The organism is Stenotrophomonas sp. (genome assembly GCF_032056425.1).
In the GTDB taxonomy this organism is placed as follows: Bacteria; Pseudomonadota; Gammaproteobacteria; order Xanthomonadales; family Xanthomonadaceae; genus Stenotrophomonas.
In genome coordinates this window covers 1-15,818 of sequence record NZ_DAMBCN010000041.1, presented here as the reverse complement: position 1 = coordinate 15,818, position 15,818 = coordinate 1, and the positions used below count along the sequence as shown (strand labels likewise).

The following is a 15,818-nucleotide window of genomic DNA, read 5'->3' as shown; positions in this document are numbered from 1 at the left end:
ACGGCGACTCCGACCTGGCCCGCTACGTGCGCGACGCGGTGAAGGTGTCCAACGATTCGCCGGTGCTGCTGGACCGCTTCCTGGACAACGCCGTGGAATGCGACGTGGACATCATTGCCGACAAGGATGGCAACGTCCTGATCGGCGGCGTGATGGAGCACATCGAAGAAGCCGGCGTGCACTCGGGTGACTCGTCCTGCTCGCTGCCGCCGTACTCGCTGTCGGCCAAGACCCAGGCCGAACTGCGCCGCCAGGTGGTGGAACTGGCCAAGGCCCTGAACGTGGTCGGCCTGATGAATACCCAGTTCGCGATCCAGACCAGCGAAGACGGTGATGACACCATCTACCTGCTGGAAGTGAACCCGCGCGCCTCGCGTACCGTGCCGTTCGTGTCCAAGGCCACCGGCATGGCGCTGGCCAAGATCGCCGCGCGCTGCATGGCCGGCAAGACCCTGGAAGAGCAGGGCGCCACCAAGGAAATCGTGCCCGACTACTACTCGGTGAAGGAAGCGATCTTCCCGTTCGCCAAGTTCCAGGGCGTCGATCCGATCCTGGGGCCGGAAATGCGCTCCACCGGTGAAGTGATGGGCGTGGGCCGCACCTTCAACGCCGCCTTCGCGCGTGCGCAGGAAGCGGGCAGCATCAAGGCCCCGCCGGTGGGCAAGGCCTTCGTTTCGGTGCGCGATCCGGACAAGAAGCGCGTACTGCCGGTGGCCAAGGCGCTGCTGGCGCGTGGCTACAGCCTGGTCGCCACCCGTGGCACCGCCGCGTGGCTGCAGCAGCACGGCATGGACTGCGAAGTCATCAACAAGGTGGTGGAAGGCCGTCCGCACATCGTCGATTCGATCAAGAACGGCGAGATCGTCTACATCGTCAACACGACCGAAGGCCGTGCGGCGATCAACGACTCGTTCTCGATCCGTCGCGAGGCGCTGCAGCACCGCGTCACTTACTCGACCACCATTGCCGGCGCCAAGGCGCTGGTGGATTCACTGGAATTCCGCGGCACCGGCCCTGTCTGGTCGCTGCAGGAACTGCACAAGGAGTTGAATGCATGAGAGCCCCCATCACCATGAAGGGCGCGCAGAAGCTGCGCGACGAACTGGACCACCTGAAGTCGGTCAAGCGCCCGAAGGTCATTGCCGCCATTGCCGAAGCGCGTGAACACGGTGACCTGAAGGAAAACGCCGAATACCACGCCGCGCGCGAGGAACAGGGTTTCATTGAAGGCCGCATCAAGCAGCTGGAAGGTGAGCTGTCGCACGCCGAGATCATCGACGTCAGCAAGCTCAACGCTGGCTCGAAGGTGGTGTTCGGTGCCAGCGTGACCTTGGCCGACGTGGAAACCGACGAAGAGAAGAAGTACCAGATCGTGGGTGACCTGGAAGCGGACATCAAGCAGGGCCTGATTGCCATTTCCTCGCCGGTGGCCCGCGCGATGATCGGCAAGCTGGAAGGCGATTCGATCGTGATCGACGCCCCGGCTGGGCAGCGCGAGTACGAGATCGTCAGCGTCAGCTACCTGGACTGACCGGGTGGCAACGGCGACCCTGTTGTTGCCGGCGCGCAGCCGCTTTGCGGCGGCTGCATTGCCTGACGAGGTGGCGCGCGCCCTGGGCCGCGCCACCGCCGTGCAGCTGGACGCGGGCGAACGTGCCCAGCTGCAACGCCATTTCAGCGTGGCCGCACCGCATTGGCCGGTGGCCGCGCTGACCCGCCAGCGTGATGTCGGCGATGCCGCCGGCGCCTGCTGGCTGCGGGCCGACCCGGCCTGCATGGTGCCGGACATGCACGGCGCGCGCATGATGGGTCACGGCGAAACGCTGCGGCCGACGCTGGCCGACAGCCTGGCGCTGTTGCCGGTGCTGCAGCCGCTGTTTGCCGATGCCGGTTTCGTATTGGACGCGCCGGACCCGGCGCGGTGGTACCTGCGCCTGCCCATCGACATCGAACTGCCCGAGTTCGACAGCCCGGACGACGTGCTGGGTGATGATCTTTTCTCGCACCTGCCCGAAGGCCAGGCCGGCCGCCGCTGGCGTGCCCTGATGACCGAGGCGCAGGTGCTGCTGCACAACCATTCCTGGAACCAGCAGCGTGCCGCGCAGGGACAGCAGCCGATCAATTCGCTGTGGTTCTGGGGCGGCGGGGTGATGCCGGTATCGGTGACTACCCAGCACGTGCAGGTACGCAGCCGCGACGCGCTGCTGCAGGGCCTGGCCCAGGCCGCCGGCGTGGCGGTGGATGGCGAACAGGCGGTGGACGCGCTGGTGGATCTGCGGCAGCTGCGTTCGTTGCAGCAGCTGGGCAGCGAAGCGATTGTTCCGCTGCTGGCGGCACTGCGTCGCGGCGAACTGCAGCATCTGGTGCTGGATTTCGAAGACGGCCTGCAGTTCCGCCTCGATCGCGGTCAGCGCTGGCAGTTCTGGAAGAAGCCCCGCCAGCTGCACGACTGAGCAGGGTCGGATCCCGTTGCTGCGCAACGGGCTCTGACCCCGGTTGCGGTAGGTGCCAACCTTGGTTGGCACGCCACGCCCCGGTAGGTGCCAACCTTGGTTGGCACGTTGGGATCAGTCGAGCATGGCTCGACTCTACAGGGCGGGCAGGGCGCCTTACTTCACCGTGCTGACGATCGTCGGCAGCGTCCAATGGCCACCGGCTACGCCACGGCACTGCCCCGTGGTGAACGCGCTGGTTTTCACGAAGCGCTGGCCATCCCAGGCCCAGTCGTGACCGGAGAAGCAGTCGCCGATGCCGCGGCCTCGGAAGCGCCCGCGCAGCATGGCATCGTCACGATCGAAGTCCTCTGCATCGGAGGTCACGAACTTCGCCTGGTACGGCGCCTTGTCCTGCACCACCCAGTAACCGCTGCTGAAGTTGTAGGCACCCATGAAGCAGCTGGTGCTGGCCAGAACGTGCCCGGCGTCCAGTCGCTGGATCTCGATGTCATCCTTCTCGCCCTCGCTCAGGCGCGCGCATTCGTCGGCGTTGGGCAGGCTGGCGATCAGTGCCTTGCGCAACGCGGGCACCTGGGCCAACGCCGCATCCGTGCCGCGCGGCGACGCCAGCTTGCCGTGCACCACCACCGGCATCGGCAGCGCCGCCGGCACGCTGGCCTCGGCTTTGTCACCGCGGCGCACCAGCGCGCCCGGCGTACCCAGGCGGCCCTGCGCTTCGTCCATCTTCAGCAGCACGGCCGTCGCGCCGCTGTCCGAAATCGGCCAGGCCTTGCCCTTGCCATCGATGATCTCGATGCGCGCCTGGCGGGGCAGTGCGGCCACCAGCGCATCGGTCTGGGCCTGCTGCAGCAGCACCTTCTCGCCCTCGCCGGTATCGCGCACCGGGCCCAGGTCCTTGCCGTTCAGGCGCAGGCGCAGCGCTCCGGTGGGCGACGGGTCATCGCCTTCGCCATTGCGCAGCCGCGCGACCACCGGGGTGCCGGGGCCGCCCGCACGCTCCAGCATCAGGCTGAGCAGGTTGCCGGGTTCTTCAGGGCTGTAGCCGGCTGCGCGGCAGGTGCGGGTGTTGTCGCAGGCCAGTGACCAGTCGTTGTGATCGAACGACACGCCGGCCTTCGGCTCGGGCGTGGCGGCGTGGGCGGCTGAAACGAGGACCAGGGCCAGGAACAAAGTGCGGCGCATGAAGAGAAATCCATTTCGGGGCCGACAAGCATGAAATAAACGGCGGTCGATTCCAAATGCTTCCGTTGGCGTCAGAGCCCTCTGCGAGCAGGGGGATCTCACCCCGCGTTATCATGGTGGCGTCTTCCGCAACCCGGCGATGCCGATGTCCCTTGCCGCCGATGCTGCACTGTCCGTGTCTGATTCCCCGCTGATCCGTCGCCGTGAACCGGTGCAGCCCGGCGCCTGGCCGGACGACACCCTGCCGCTGCTGGCGCGCCTGTACGCCAATCGTGGCGCGCTGACGCCCGAGCTGGCGCTGCCGCGCCTGGGCAACCTGCATGCGCCCGAACTGCTCACCGGCATGGAGGCTGCGGTCGACCTGCTGATCGATGCCATCGCCAAGGACAAGCGCATCCTGGTCGTCGGCGATTTCGACTGCGACGGTGCCACTGCCTGCGCCGTGGGCGTGCGTGGCCTGCGCATGCTGGGTGCACAGCACGTCTTCCACGCAGTGCCCAACCGCATGGTGCATGGCTACGGCCTGTCGCCGTCGCTGGTAGACGAACTGGCGGCGCTGCAGCCCGACCTGCTGGTCACGGTGGACCACGGCATTGCCTGCCATGCCGGTGTCAACGCCGCCAAGGCACGCGGTTGGCAGGTGCTGGTCACCGATCATCATCTGCCGGGGCCGCAGCTGCCGCCGGCTGATGTCATCGTCGATCCGAATGTGGACGGCGACGATTTTCCCAGCAAGTCGCTGGCCGGGGTAGGCGTCATCTTCTATGTGTTGATGGCCCTGCGCCGGCGCATGCGCGAGGCCGGCGTGTTCGCCGATGGCAAGGGCCCGGACCTGACCACGCTGCTGGACCTGGTGGCGGTGGGTACCGTGGCCGATCTGGTCGCGCTGGATGCCAACAACCGTGCACTGGTCAGCGCCGGTCTGCGCCGGTTGCGTGCCGGGCAGGGCTGCGTCGGCCTGAAGGTGCTGATCGAAGCAAGCGGTCGTGATGCCGCACGCCTGACGTCCACCGATATCGGCTTCGCGCTGGGCCCGCGCCTGAACGCGGCCGGGCGGCTGGAGGACATGGCGCTGGGCATTGCCCTGCTGTTGACCGAAGACCCGCGGCAGGCCCGCGAGATCGCCCAGACCCTGGAGCAGATCAATTCGGAACGCCGCGCGGTGCAGCAGTCGATGACCGCTGACGCTGAGCAGGCCGTGTCGCGCGTGGTGCTGCATGAGCACGGGCAGCGGCCTGTGGCGGCATGCCTGTTCGATGCGGAATGGCACCCGGGCGTGGTCGGCCTGGTGGCGTCGAAGATGAAGGATCGCCTGCACCGGCCGGTCATTGCCTTCGCGCCCGCCGAGCCCGGTGCCGACACCCTGCGCGGGTCCGCGAGGTCCATCCCGGGCCTGCATATCCGTGATGTGCTGGCCCTGGTCGATGCGCGCCATCCCACCCTGATCGAGCGCTTCGGCGGCCACGCCATGGCGGCCGGCCTGAGCCTGCGCCTGGACCGCCTGGCGGACTTCGAAGCCGCCTTCCTGGCCATCGTGCAGGAGGTACTGGACCCCGCGGCCCTGCAACAGCAGGTGCTGAGCGACGGCGAACTGACTCCCGATGAGCTCGATCATCGCCACGCCGATGCGCTGCGCCTGGCCGGACCGTGGGGGCAGGGTTTCCCCGAGCCGCTGTTTGACGGCCATTTCGAAGTGGCCAACTGGCGCGTACTGAAAGAGCGGCATCTGAAGCTGGAATTGCGCCTGCCAGGCGTTGCCGGCACGATCAATGCCATCCATTTTGGCGGCTGGCATGGCAATGCGCCCGGCCGCCACGTGCACCTGGCCTACCGGCTGGCCTGCGATGACTACCGCGGTGGCACCGCCATCCAGCTGATCGTGGAGCACTGCCTGCCGGCCTGATGGCGGGCCGCCGCCTTGCGTGCAGGCGTCGCGGGCGTTACGCCACGGGTATCCATGCGTGGCGTAGATCTACAGTAGATCCACGCCATGCGTGGATACGGTCAACGCTCAGGGCATCACCTTGGTCACCAGCGTCGGCATGTGCCACGCACCCCCAGCCGCGACCAGCCGGCACAGGCCCGTGGTGGACTCATCGGTCTGCACGAAGCGGCGCCCGTCCCAGCCCCAACGCGCGGTAAACCAGCAATCGCCCAAGCCACGGCCCTTCTGAGCCGAACTGATCACCCGACCATCGTCATCGCCGCCTGATGCGGTCACCAGCGTGGCCTTGAAGGGCGGCGCATCGTTCACCACCCAGTAACCGATTCCCTCGTTGTAGGCGCCACGCCCGCACAGCGTAGACACCATCAGGGAAGTCCTGCCAAGCCGGGTCACGTGCAGCGCCTGCGGGCCGTCCACCATCGGCAGGCCTTCGGGTGTCAGCGCGTCGCAGTCGCCGCCCGTGTCGGCCTCGGCCAGTGCCGCGCGCAGTGCGGCCGAGTGTTCCAGTGCGGTGTCGGTGGCTCGTGCCGCCACCAATGGCGCCAGAACCAGCGTGGGCAACGGAAGCGCGGGAGGAACCGATGCTTCGGCGCGCGACCCCTTGCGTATCAGCGCGCCGGGGGTGTCCAGGCGGCCTTGGAATTCGTCCATCTTCAGAAGCGCCGCCGAGGCGCCACGGTCGGACAGGATCCAGCGCTGTCCATTGTTGCCGACCGCTGCAATGCGGCTGCTGCGCGCCAGCGCGGCCAGCAGTGCCGCTGTCTGCGTCGTGGACAGCGTCGCCGCGCCATCGGTCAACGGCAGTGCGCCCAGATCCTTGCCGTTGATCTGCAGCGACAGCCGCGCCGGCAGCTGAACCTCGTCGTACTGGCCCAGCATCAGTTTGGCGCTGACCGTCTGCCCGGGTCCCCCTTTGCGGATCAACAGCACCGACACCGGCAGGTTGTCGTCTCCATCATCCTGGTAACCGGCCGCGCGGCAGGTACGGGTGTTGTCGCAGGCCAGCATCCAGTCGTGGTGCTCGAAGCGCACCCCTTTCAAGCTGTCGGCGGCGGCGGTGCCGGCCAAGGCGAGCAGGGTGAGGGCGATCATTGGGCGCATGGTGCATCCTTGCGTGGCGGGGAGGCGCCCATGGTGACGGTGGGAGGGGAGTGTGTCGATGCGCTTGCAGTCGGTAACCCCGTTCGTCCTGCTGGTGCGTTCACGCCTGCACGATCCGACGGGACTGCCGCCATGACCTTTGCTCTTCGCTGCGTTGTTGCGTTGCTGATGCTGGCCAGCCTGCCGGTGCAGGCCCAGCACGCCCGGCGCTTGCCGCAACCGAAGCCACCCGCTGCCGTGGCCGCGCCGCTGCTGATTGCCCAGGCCGCTGAACAGCCGATCCAGCTGCGCCAGGCGCGTATCGAAGGCGAGCTCCAGGCGGGCATCGCGCAGACCCGCATCACCCTGGACTTCCACAACCCGAACAGCCGCGTGCTGGAGGGCGAGCTGCAGTTCCCACTGGGCGACAGCCAGCAGATCAGTGGCTTCGCGTTGGACATCAATGGCGAGATGCGCGAGGCGGTGCCGGTGCCCAAGGACCGCGGTCGGCAGGTGTTTGAAGAGATCGCTCGGCGCGGCGTCGACCCGGGCCTGCTGGAACAGACCGCTGGCAACCAGTTCCGCCTGCGCATCTATCCGCTGCCGGCCGGCGGTAGCCGCCGGGTACAACTGGTTGTGCGCGAGCCGCTGGCTTACGCCGAGAAGGGCTGGCAATGGTCGTTGCCGTTGCAGTTCGCTGCCGGCGCAGCCTCGGTGAAACTGGATCTGCAGGCGGCAGGCGCTGCGACCACCGGCAAAGCGCCGTTCGCCCTGCAGGGCGGGCAGCTGCACTGGCAGGGACGTGGCGCACAACTGCCAGCACAGCTGCAGTGGACCCTGCCTGTGGCGCGCCAGTCGCAGGTGCAGGTGGCGAAGTGGCAGGACGGTCACTACCTGCTGGCCCAGTTGCCGGTCCCCGCCGACCGCACGCCGCGCACGGTACCGAGCGAAGTTGGCCTGCTCTGGGATGGCTCCGGTTCGGCCGGCCAGCGCGACCGCACACGTGAGTTCGCGCTGCTGGACCGCTACTTCGCGGCGATGGGCGATGGCAATGTCGTGCTGACCGTGCTGCGCGACCGCCCCGAGGCCGAGCGGCGCTTCCGTATCCGCAAGGGCGACTGGAGCGCGCTGCGCCAGGCGCTGCAGCAGGTACGGCCGGACGGCGCCAGCGCGCTGGCCAACTGGCAGCCGCAGCCCGGCGTAAAGGAATACCTGCTGGTCAGTGATGGCCTGCTGACCTACGGGCCGGAAGCCTTGCCTGCACTGGCCGAGAGGCAGCGCTTGTTCGCCATCAGCAGTGCGGGCGCACGCACCGACAGCCCGCGCCTGCGCGGCTGGAGCGAAGCCCATGGCGGGCGTTTCGTCGCGCTGGGAACGGACGTGGACGCCGCCGCGCGCGAACTGCTGTCGGCGCCGCTGGATGTGCAGATCGATGCCGGTCGCGGCGTGCAGGACGTGGTGATCGATCGCCGCAGCGAAGCGCAGGGCTGGCTGTGGCTGCACGCTCGTCTGGCCGGCGACGGCGTGCCGATGCGGGTGCGCATCGACGGCGGCCCCTGGCAGGCGCTGCCGGCAACCACTCGCAGCGGTGACGGTGCGCTGCTGGCGGGACTGTGGGCGCAGGCGCGCCTGCAGCAGCTGGCGCTGGATCGTCGCAGCAACCGTGAGGCGATGCAGCGCCTGTCACAGCAGTTTGGCCTGGTCGGGCCGGACACTTCGCTGATCGTGCTGGAAACGCTGGACGACTACCTGCGCTATGCCATCCGCCCGTCGGGCGCGCTGCGTGCCGACTATGACGCCCGCTTCGCACGGCAGGTGGTTGATCGCGCGGCCGCCGACCGCGAGCGTCTGGATCAAGTCGCCAGCCGTTGGAAGGAGCGGCATCAGTGGTGGAGCCGCAGCTGGCCCAAGGGCGCACCGCCGCCGGTGAGCGTCAGTACGATGGGGGTGGCAGCGGCCGATTCGGCGGCCGGCGCCGCGCCGGTGGCGATGCTGGCCGCCCCCGCGCCACCGGCTCCGCCCGCGCCTGCCCCGATGGCGGCGGCAGCCGAGCAGCGCGTGCAGGCCGGAAGCGCGCGCGCCCGTCGCTCGGCCTCCGCCTCGGCCAGCGCGTTGGATGTGCTCCAGGTCACCAGCGGCCGTGCCGGTGCGGCCAACGCGGGCGAGCTCGGGATCCAGTTGGCCGCCTGGCAGCCGGACTCGGCCATCGCCCGGCGCCTGCGGCAGGGCCCGCCCGCGCAGCTGTACGACCGCTACCTGGCCGAACGTGATGCACACGCAGACAGCAGTGCGTTCTTCCTCGACGTGGCCGATTTGTTGCTGGAACAGGGCCAGCGCGAACTGGCACTGCGTGTGTTGTCCAACCTGGCCGAGATGGACCTGGACAACCGGCACCTGCTGCGCGTACTTGGCTATCGGCTGATGCAGGCGCAGGCGCCTGCACTGGCGGTGCCGGTGTTCGAACAGGTGTTGGCGATGGGCCAGGAAGAGCCGCAGAGCTTCCGCGATCTGGGCCTGGCCCTGGCGGCCGCCGGCAAGCCGCAGCAGGCACTGGACCGGCTGTACCAGGTGGTGGTGCGCCCGTGGGATCAGCGCTTTGACGGCATCGCGCTGATCGCGCTGGATGAGCTGACCAACCTGGTCGCGCGCAGCACGCCGCGACTGGATACCCGCGGCATCGATCCGCGACTGCTGCAGGCCATGCCACTGGACCTGCGCGTGGTGCTGGCCTGGGATGCCGACAACAGCGACATGGACCTGTGGGTGACCGACCCGAATGGCGAGCGTGCGTACTACGGCAACCGCCTGACCTGGCAGGGCGGGCAGATGTCGCAGGACTTCACCGGCGGCTATGGCCCCGAGCAGTTCTCGCTGCGCGATGCCAAGCCCGGAAAGTACAAGGTGGAGGCCAACTACTTCGGCAGCCGCCAGCAACTGGTGACCGGTGCGACGACCCTGATGCTGCGCCTGACCACCCATTGGGGCACGCCGAAGCAGCAGGACCAGACGGTCACGATGCGCCTGAAGGACCGCTCGGAGACCATCCTGGTAGGCGAGTTCGAAGTGCAGTAGAGCCACGCCATGCGTGGCTGCTTGAAGCCCATCGCCCCCATCCACGCATGGCGTGGATCTACCGCTGGCGCGGAATCCACCGCGCAAGCGCCACGCCGCCGCCGAGGATCAGCAGGGTGCCAACGGTATGCCAGAGCAATCCGGTCATCGGTACATCGGGCAGCGGAATGCGGGTCGCCACCCAATCAATCAACGGCCGCGCCAGCAGGTAGATCACCACCACGCCCAGCACGCGCACCACCCGCTGCACGATGCCCTGTGGATCAGCCGGCCAGCCGCGCCACTGCAGCCACGCGACCAGCAGGGCCAGTGCCAGCAGGCGCGAGGCTTCGCCCAGCGGCACCAAGGGGGTCCACAAAGATGCCCACGCCAATGCCACGCCCACGCCCAGCAGCGCCGGCAACTGCCATCGCCGCGCCCGGCGCAGCCCCGGCATCAGCTGCCAGGCCAGCACGGCCACACCGATGCCGATCAGCCACCCAGCCACTACGTCGGCCAGGAAGTGCCGCCCCAGGTACATGCGCGAAATCGCCATCAGCAACGGCCAACCCAGCACCAGCACCCAGCGCAGCCATCGCCGGCGGATGCCGAACGCCAGCAGCAGGCTGACGCAGGCAGCGGTGGTGATGCCCACGTGCCCGCTGTTGAAACCATAGTCGGCGTGCGGCTGCGCGCGCAGCATCGCCGTGGCCTGCGCATCGGGCAGCGACCAGAACGTGCGGGCACCGCCATCGACCACGAACGGGTGCGAGGGTTCACCCTTGTCCAGTACCGCTGCATCCACGTCGGAGGGGCGGGGCAGGGCGGCGGTCTGTTTGATCGCGTGCGTGGCGCAGGCCATCAGCAGCACCGCCAGCATCACGCACAGGCCCGCGCGCAGTCGCGCGCCGAAGGCGCACACCAGGATCAGCGCGGTATAGCCCAGCTCGTAGCCGAGCAGGCTGATGAACTGCATCACCGCCAGCATCCAGCTGGCGTCGAGGGTGTGCTGCAACCACAGGTGCCACTGCGTCTGGAACATCCATTGTCCTCAATGCGCCGGTGCGGCGCGTGCAGTGGCCGACGATAGCGGATGGGCGCGCAGTCCGAACAGGGGGCGCAGCCAACGCACGCGCCGGATCAGCAGTTCGTGGATCAGCAGGCAGCCGCCAAAGGTGCCGGCCACCAGCAGCGCAGGTTCCAGCCACGGCCCCAGCTGCAGCGGTCGCAGCGCATACAGCAGCACGATCAACACGGTCTGGTGCAGGATGTACCAGCTGAATACCGCCCCCCGGCAGTAGGCCAGTCCCGGCCACGGGCGCGCCAACAGCACCTGGGCCCAGCCGAACAGCGCCAGCAGCATGCACCAGGTGTAGAGCGCGCGACCGACGCGTTCGGTCTGAGCCCATGGCAGCGCCAGAATCCACGGATCAACGTTGCCCACGTCGGGCAGTCGGGCCAGCGCGCGGATGCCCAGCTCCAGGCACAGTCCCAGCACGGCCAGGCCAAGGGTCAGCCGGCGGCCGCGCACCAGCAGGTCCCAGCCGCGCTGCCAGCGTGCGGCCAGGAAGCCGCCCAGGAACAGCGGCAGCGACTCGGCGTGCACGTAGACGTCGTCCAGCAACGCATGGGTAGGTGGCCAGCGCGGCATCAGCACCAACAGCGCCCAGGCCAGCCAGACCACCGGCAGCACCAGCAGCGCGGCCCCCAACAGACGGTCGCTTACCTGCAGCATCGGCAGCGCCTTGGCCGCCGGCCGCAGCAGGCTGGCCAGCACCACGGCCAGCACGGTGTAGGGCAGCAGGTAGGCCAGATACCACAGGTGGTTCCAGGTGAAGCCGTAGCTGGCGCCACTGAAGTGCGCGCCTGGCCAGGGCCGGAACTGCCAGTACCGCCACAGGAACCGGCCCAGCCCCGGTGCCACGTCGCCCTTGTCCAGCGCCTCGCAGTAGGCCTGCAGCGAGACCACCGCCACGATGCCGAACAGCAGGGGCAGCAGCAGGCGCCAGCAGCGGCGCAGGGTGTGCGGCAGGCGGCCCTGGCCGGGCAGGGACAGGCCCAGGGCGATGCCGCTGATGGCAAACAGCAGCGGCATCCGCCAGCGGTTCAGGGCGATCATCGGCCATTGCAGCCATTGCGCGGTGTAGGCGCTCTTCAGGTGGAACTCCCAGCCGGCCACGTAGGCCATGGCCGCGTGGTAGAGGATCAACAGGGCGAAGGCGGCGATGCGCAGGGTGTCCAGATCGTGGCGTCGGTGCATGGCGATGGGCATCAGGGGGACGCTGCACCTTCGCTCGCCGACCCTCACCCCACCAGCGCAAAGGGCGCAGTGGCGGGCGTTCTGGGGCCAATGGCGGGGCGGCAGGGACCAATGGCCGATGCGCGCGTGGGCCGATGGGCAACAATGGCGGGATGGACAATGGAGATCCGGCGGCACGAGCCGCTGCAACCGCCCAGGTGGCGTATGGACCCGGCAAGGACGTGATGTTCTGGTCATTGCTGTTCCTGTGTACCGCCGCCGGCAACGTGCTGGCGCAGTGGATGCGGGCGGTGCGTGACGGGCAGCCCTTTGCCGGGCTGGCCACCTCCATCGAGGAGTTCAGCAGTGCGCTGGCCACCCTGGGACTGCTGGCGTTGCTGCGGGCGGCGGCGCGCCGATGGCCGCTGCATGCCGATACCTGGCGGCGCCGGATCGGTGTCTACGTGCTGGGGGCCATTGCCTGGTGGCTGCTGCATGTCAGTGCCATTGTGCTGCTGCGCAAGCTGGCCTTCGCCTTGGCAGGCCAGCACTACGTGTATGGCGACTGGCCGGCGCAGTGGTTCTACGAGTTCTTCAAGGACGTGCAGACCTACAGCCTGCTGGTGATCGCCGTGCATGCCGTGGCCTGGTTCGGCCGCCAGCAGCAGGGCGAGGCGCACCTGCTGGCGCCGCCCGACGAGGGCCCGCCGGTCGAACCGGTCGAGCGCCCGCAACATTTCCTGGTGCGCAAGCGGGGCAAAGAGTTCCTGGTGGCCACGGCCGATGTGGAATATGCCCAGGCGGCGGGGAACTACGTGAACCTGCGGGTGCGCGGGCACGACTACCCGCTGCGGATCACCATGGCGGCGCTGGAGCAGCGGCTGGACCCGGGCGTGTTCCTGCGCCCCCACCGCAGCTGGCTGATCCACCGCGGGCAGCTGCGTTCGATCGAGCCCATGGACGGCGGCGAGGCCTTGCTGCACATGGCGGACGGGGCCCGGGTGCCGTGCAGCCGTCGGCAGTTGCCGCTGCTGCGGCAGGCGCTGGGCGGTTCGCACGGGGGGTAGCGTCGACTGTCAGTCGATTGTCGCGCGCAGCGCGGGCTCCACCACAACCTGAACCGAGAGCGGTCGACTGACAGTCGATGCTACCGAGGCCGGCCCCGGCCCCAGCGTCGCCGCGAACGGGCGGGGGAGCGGGCCTCATGCCGGGAACCCCCGCCTGCGGTATCATAGGCAGTCATCTATTTAGTGCATAACCGCCGACATGATCGAACTGAATCCTGTCCGCCAGCGCATCGCCGATCTGACCGATCGTGTGGTGTCGCTCAGGGGGTATCTTTGACTACGACGCCAAGAAAGAGCGTCTTGAAGAAGTAACGCGGGAGCTGGAAAGCCCCGACGTGTGGAACAACGCCGAGTACGCGCAGAACCTGGGCCGTGAACGCTCCAGCCTGGAAAAGACCGTGGGCGGCATCGCCTCGGTGCTGGACGGCCTGACCGACGCGACCGAGCTGCTGGAACTGGCTGAATCCGAACAGGACGAAGATACCGCCCTGGCCGTGGTCGCCGATCTGGACAAGCACCAGGCGCACGTGGAGAAGCTGGAATTCCAGCGCATGTTCTCCGGCGAGATGGACAATGCCGCCGCGTTCGTCGACATCCAGGCCGGTGCCGGTGGTACCGAAGCCCAGGACTGGGCGGAAATCCTGCTGCGCATGTACCTGCGCTGGTGCGAATCGCGCGGTTGGAAGACCGAGCTGATGGAAGTGTCCGGCGGCGACGTCGCGGGCATCAAGTCGGCCACCCTGCGCGTGGAAGGCGATTACGCCTATGGCTGGCTGAAGACCGAAACCGGCGTGCACCGCCTGGTGCGCAAGTCGCCGTTCGATTCGGACAACCGCCGCCACACCAGCTTCACCTCGGTGTTCGTGTCGCCGGAAATCGATGACAACATCGATATCACCATCAACCCGGCCGATCTGCGTACCGATGTGTACCGTTCGTCCGGTGCCGGTGGCCAGCACGTGAACAAGACCGAGTCGGCGGTGCGTATCACCCACATCCCGACCAACATCGTTGTGGCCTGCCAGACCGGCCGCAGCCAGCACCAGAACCGCGACAACGCGATGAAGATGCTGGCCGCCAAGCTGTACGAGCTGGAGATCCAGAAGCGCAACGCCGAGAAGGACGCGGTGGAAGCCACCAAGTCCGACATCGGCTGGGGCAGTCAGATCCGCAACTACGTGCTTGACCAGAGCCGTATCAAGGACCTGCGCACCGGCATCGAACGTTCGGACACGCAGAAGGTGCTCGACGGCGACCTGGACGAGTTCGTCGAAGCCAGCCTGAAGGCCGGCCTGGCCGTGGGTTCCAAGCGCATCGATGCCTGATCGGCGCGCTTGCGCGGATGTCATCGCCCTCGTGCGCAATGCCGAGGGCGGCTGATCCGGCTTTCTGAAGAGCCAAGCCATGCTTGGCTGCTTTTCGCAGGCTGGCAGATTCGTCGAGCATGGCTCGACGCTACAACAGGTGCGGCGGTAGCGATGATGCGCAGCGAGAGTGAACGCAAGGAACTGGGCGGCTTCCTGAAGGCCTGCCGCGCCCGTGTCGACCCCGCCACGCTTGGCCTGCCAGCCGGGCGTCGGCGTACCCCGGGCCTGAAACGCGAGGAAGTGGCGCTGGCCATCGGGGTCAGCGTGAGCTGGTACACCTGGATCGAGCAGGGCCGCGAAGTGCGGGCCTCGCCGGAAGTGCTGGAGCGCCTGGCCAAGGTACTGCGCCTGAGCGATGACGAGCGTGCCTATGCCTTTGCGCTGTCCGGCTACGGCGTGCCGCTGGAATCACCGGACGAAAGCGTGACCGACGGCCTGCGCCAGCTGGTGGAGGCGATGCAGCCGATCCCGGCCTACGTACGCAACACACGCTTCGACATCCTGGCCTGGAACGCGGCCATCGCCGACCTGTTCGTGGATTACAGCCAGTTCCCGCCGAGCCAGCGCAACACGCTTTGGCTGATGTTCCTGTACGCGCCTTATCGCGAACGCATCCTCAACTGGGAAGAAATGACCCGTGGCCTGCTGGCCGGGTTCCGTGCGGCGATGGCGCAGGCGCCGGACAAGGCGCCGTTCCTGGCACTGGCCGAAGACATTGCGGCGCACAGCGAGGAGTTCCGGCTGTGGTGGCCCGAGCATGACGTGCGTCGTTTCGACGAGGGTGCGAAGAAGCTGAACCACCCCGTGCGTGGGTTGCTGGACCTGCAGTACGTGGCGCTGGTGCCGGAGAGCCGCCATGACCTTTCGCTGGTGACCTACCTGCCGCGGAAGTAGGGGGTGTTCGGCAGGGCTTGCAGCCCTGCACGTGCTGTAGAGTCGAGCCATGCTCGACTGAAGCAACAGCAACAGCAACAGCAACAGCAACAGCGGGCATTCCGTGGTCTGGCGGGGTGGGTCCGGTTGCGGGGGACGCTGCAAGTACGTCCATGTAAGCTCGGTCGCCGCATCCATGCGGCTCACGCCCCCGCAACCGGACCCACCCCGCCTTCGACGGATTCCCGCGATCTGCCGGGACGGCACGGGGTCGGATCCCGTTGCTGCGCAACGGGATCCGACCCCAGATTGATTTCGATGTCTCACAGATTCATCCACGCATGGCGTGGATCTACTGTGTCGACCAAGGTCGACACCTACCCGAGCACATCCCCGTTCCCACAGACCCCGTGCCGGCCAACGGTCGGCACCCACCACCAGCAGCGTCATGCCGCTGCGCCAGATCGCGTGAACCTGTCGAAGGTGGGGCGGTGTCGGATTGCGGGGTGTCTGGTCTGGCTCCCCGTCAGCGGACGCCAAGAAGCGATACTTTGATCG

12 protein-coding genes are annotated in these 15,818 nt (G+C 67.9%); 8 read left to right on the top strand and 4 right to left on the bottom strand.

Translation table 11 applies throughout. The annotated features are described in order from the left end of the window. The 3 genes from RTY46_RS18560 to RTY46_RS18550 all read left to right on the top strand — a co-directional run. The coding region (locus RTY46_RS18560) for an ATP-grasp domain-containing protein (RefSeq protein ID WP_312710246.1) at positions 1-1,058 on the top strand (1,058 nt) is incomplete at its 5' end. 8 nt (positions 1,059-1,066) lie between these two features. Then, positions 1,067-1,531 (top strand): transcription elongation factor GreA, encoded by a 465-nt coding sequence (gene greA, locus RTY46_RS18555; protein WP_303639167.1) that lies wholly within the window; start codon positions 1,067-1,069, stop codon positions 1,529-1,531. A gap of 4 nt (positions 1,532-1,535) precedes the next feature. After that, positions 1,536-2,453 carry a phosphoglycerate mutase gene (locus RTY46_RS18550; RefSeq protein WP_312710243.1) on the top strand — a complete coding sequence of 306 codons (918 nt, stop codon included), beginning with the start codon at positions 1,536-1,538 and terminating at the stop codon, positions 2,451-2,453. A 156-nt stretch (positions 2,454-2,609) separates the two neighbouring features. On the opposite strand, the gene RTY46_RS18545 is transcribed toward RTY46_RS18550, so the two are convergent. Beyond that, on the bottom strand, positions 2,610-3,638 hold the full coding sequence (locus RTY46_RS18545; RefSeq protein WP_312710241.1) for a DUF1176 domain-containing protein: 1,029 nt from the start codon (positions 3,636-3,638) through the stop codon (positions 2,610-2,612). Between the two features lie 145 nt (positions 3,639-3,783). On the opposite strand from RTY46_RS18545, the gene recJ reads away from it, so the two are divergent. Further along, positions 3,784-5,541, top strand: a complete 1,758-nt coding sequence (gene recJ / locus RTY46_RS18540) for a single-stranded-DNA-specific exonuclease RecJ (RefSeq protein ID WP_312710240.1) — start codon at positions 3,784-3,786, stop codon at positions 5,539-5,541. A gap of 108 nt (positions 5,542-5,649) precedes the next feature. Here recJ and RTY46_RS18535 read toward each other — a convergent pair whose 3' ends face one another. After that, positions 5,650-6,684, bottom strand: coding sequence for a DUF1176 domain-containing protein (locus RTY46_RS18535; RefSeq protein ID WP_312710239.1), 1,035 nt, complete (start codon positions 6,682-6,684; stop codon positions 5,650-5,652). Positions 6,685-6,816: 132 nt separating this feature from the next. On the opposite strand from RTY46_RS18535, the gene RTY46_RS18530 reads away from it, so the two are divergent. Then, complete coding sequence (locus RTY46_RS18530) at positions 6,817-9,735, top strand: VIT domain-containing protein (protein ID WP_312710237.1); 2,919 nt, start codon at positions 6,817-6,819, stop codon at positions 9,733-9,735. A 58-nt stretch (positions 9,736-9,793) separates the two neighbouring features. On the opposite strand, the gene RTY46_RS18525 is transcribed toward RTY46_RS18530, so the two are convergent. Both RTY46_RS18525 and RTY46_RS18520 read right to left on the bottom strand, forming a co-directional pair. After that, the gene (locus RTY46_RS18525) at positions 9,794-10,756 is read right to left on the bottom strand and encodes a phosphatase PAP2 family protein (protein WP_312710236.1); all 963 of its coding nucleotides are present in this window, start codon (positions 10,754-10,756) and stop codon (positions 9,794-9,796) included. A 9-nt stretch (positions 10,757-10,765) separates the two neighbouring features. Continuing rightward, complete coding sequence (locus tag RTY46_RS18520) at positions 10,766-11,974, bottom strand: acyltransferase family protein (RefSeq protein WP_312710233.1); 1,209 nt, start codon at positions 11,972-11,974, stop codon at positions 10,766-10,768. Positions 11,975-12,108: 134 nt separating this feature from the next. On the opposite strand from RTY46_RS18520, the gene RTY46_RS18515 reads away from it, so the two are divergent. The 3 genes from RTY46_RS18515 to RTY46_RS18505 all read left to right on the top strand — a co-directional run bounded on the left by RTY46_RS18515 (position 12,109) and on the right by RTY46_RS18505 (position 15,281). After that, on the top strand, positions 12,109-13,020 hold the full coding sequence (locus tag RTY46_RS18515) for a LytTR family DNA-binding domain-containing protein (protein ID WP_312710232.1): 912 nt from the start codon (positions 12,109-12,111) through the stop codon (positions 13,018-13,020). Positions 13,021-13,219: 199 nt separating this feature from the next. Then, positions 13,220-14,345 (top strand): peptide chain release factor 2 gene (gene prfB / locus RTY46_RS18510; RefSeq protein WP_108749502.1). Its coding sequence is split into 2 segments (ribosomal slippage): positions 13,220-13,294 and positions 13,296-14,345, totalling 1,125 coding nucleotides; the frame shifts between segments, so codons are not numbered across the junction. A 153-nt stretch (positions 14,346-14,498) separates the two neighbouring features. Further along, the gene (locus RTY46_RS18505; RefSeq protein ID WP_312710229.1) at positions 14,499-15,281 is read left to right on the top strand and encodes a helix-turn-helix transcriptional regulator; all 783 of its coding nucleotides are present in this window, start codon (positions 14,499-14,501) and stop codon (positions 15,279-15,281) included. Positions 15,282-15,818: the final 537 nt, after the last annotated feature.

Bases quoted from the DNA above. Each gene is read 5' to 3' on its own strand.
- RTY46_RS18545 (WP_312710241.1), bottom strand. From the start codon at position 3,638: ATGCGCCGCACTTTGTTCCTGGCCCTGGTCCTCGTTTCAGCCGCCCAC.
- recJ (WP_312710240.1), top strand. From the start codon at position 3,784: ATGTCCCTTGCCGCCGATGCTGCACTGTCCGTGTCTGATTCCCCGCTG.
- RTY46_RS18535 (WP_312710239.1), bottom strand. From the start codon at position 6,684: ATGCGCCCAATGATCGCCCTCACCCTGCTCGCCTTGGCCGGCACCGCC.
- RTY46_RS18530 (WP_312710237.1), top strand. From the start codon at position 6,817: ATGACCTTTGCTCTTCGCTGCGTTGTTGCGTTGCTGATGCTGGCCAGC.
- RTY46_RS18525 (WP_312710236.1), bottom strand. From the start codon at position 10,756: ATGTTCCAGACGCAGTGGCACCTGTGGTTGCAGCACACCCTCGACGCC.
- RTY46_RS18520 (WP_312710233.1), bottom strand. From the start codon at position 11,974: ATGCACCGACGCCACGATCTGGACACCCTGCGCATCGCCGCCTTCGCC.
- RTY46_RS18515 (WP_312710232.1), top strand. From the start codon at position 12,109: ATGGGCAACAATGGCGGGATGGACAATGGAGATCCGGCGGCACGAGCC.
- RTY46_RS18505 (WP_312710229.1), top strand. From the start codon at position 14,499: ATGATGCGCAGCGAGAGTGAACGCAAGGAACTGGGCGGCTTCCTGAAG.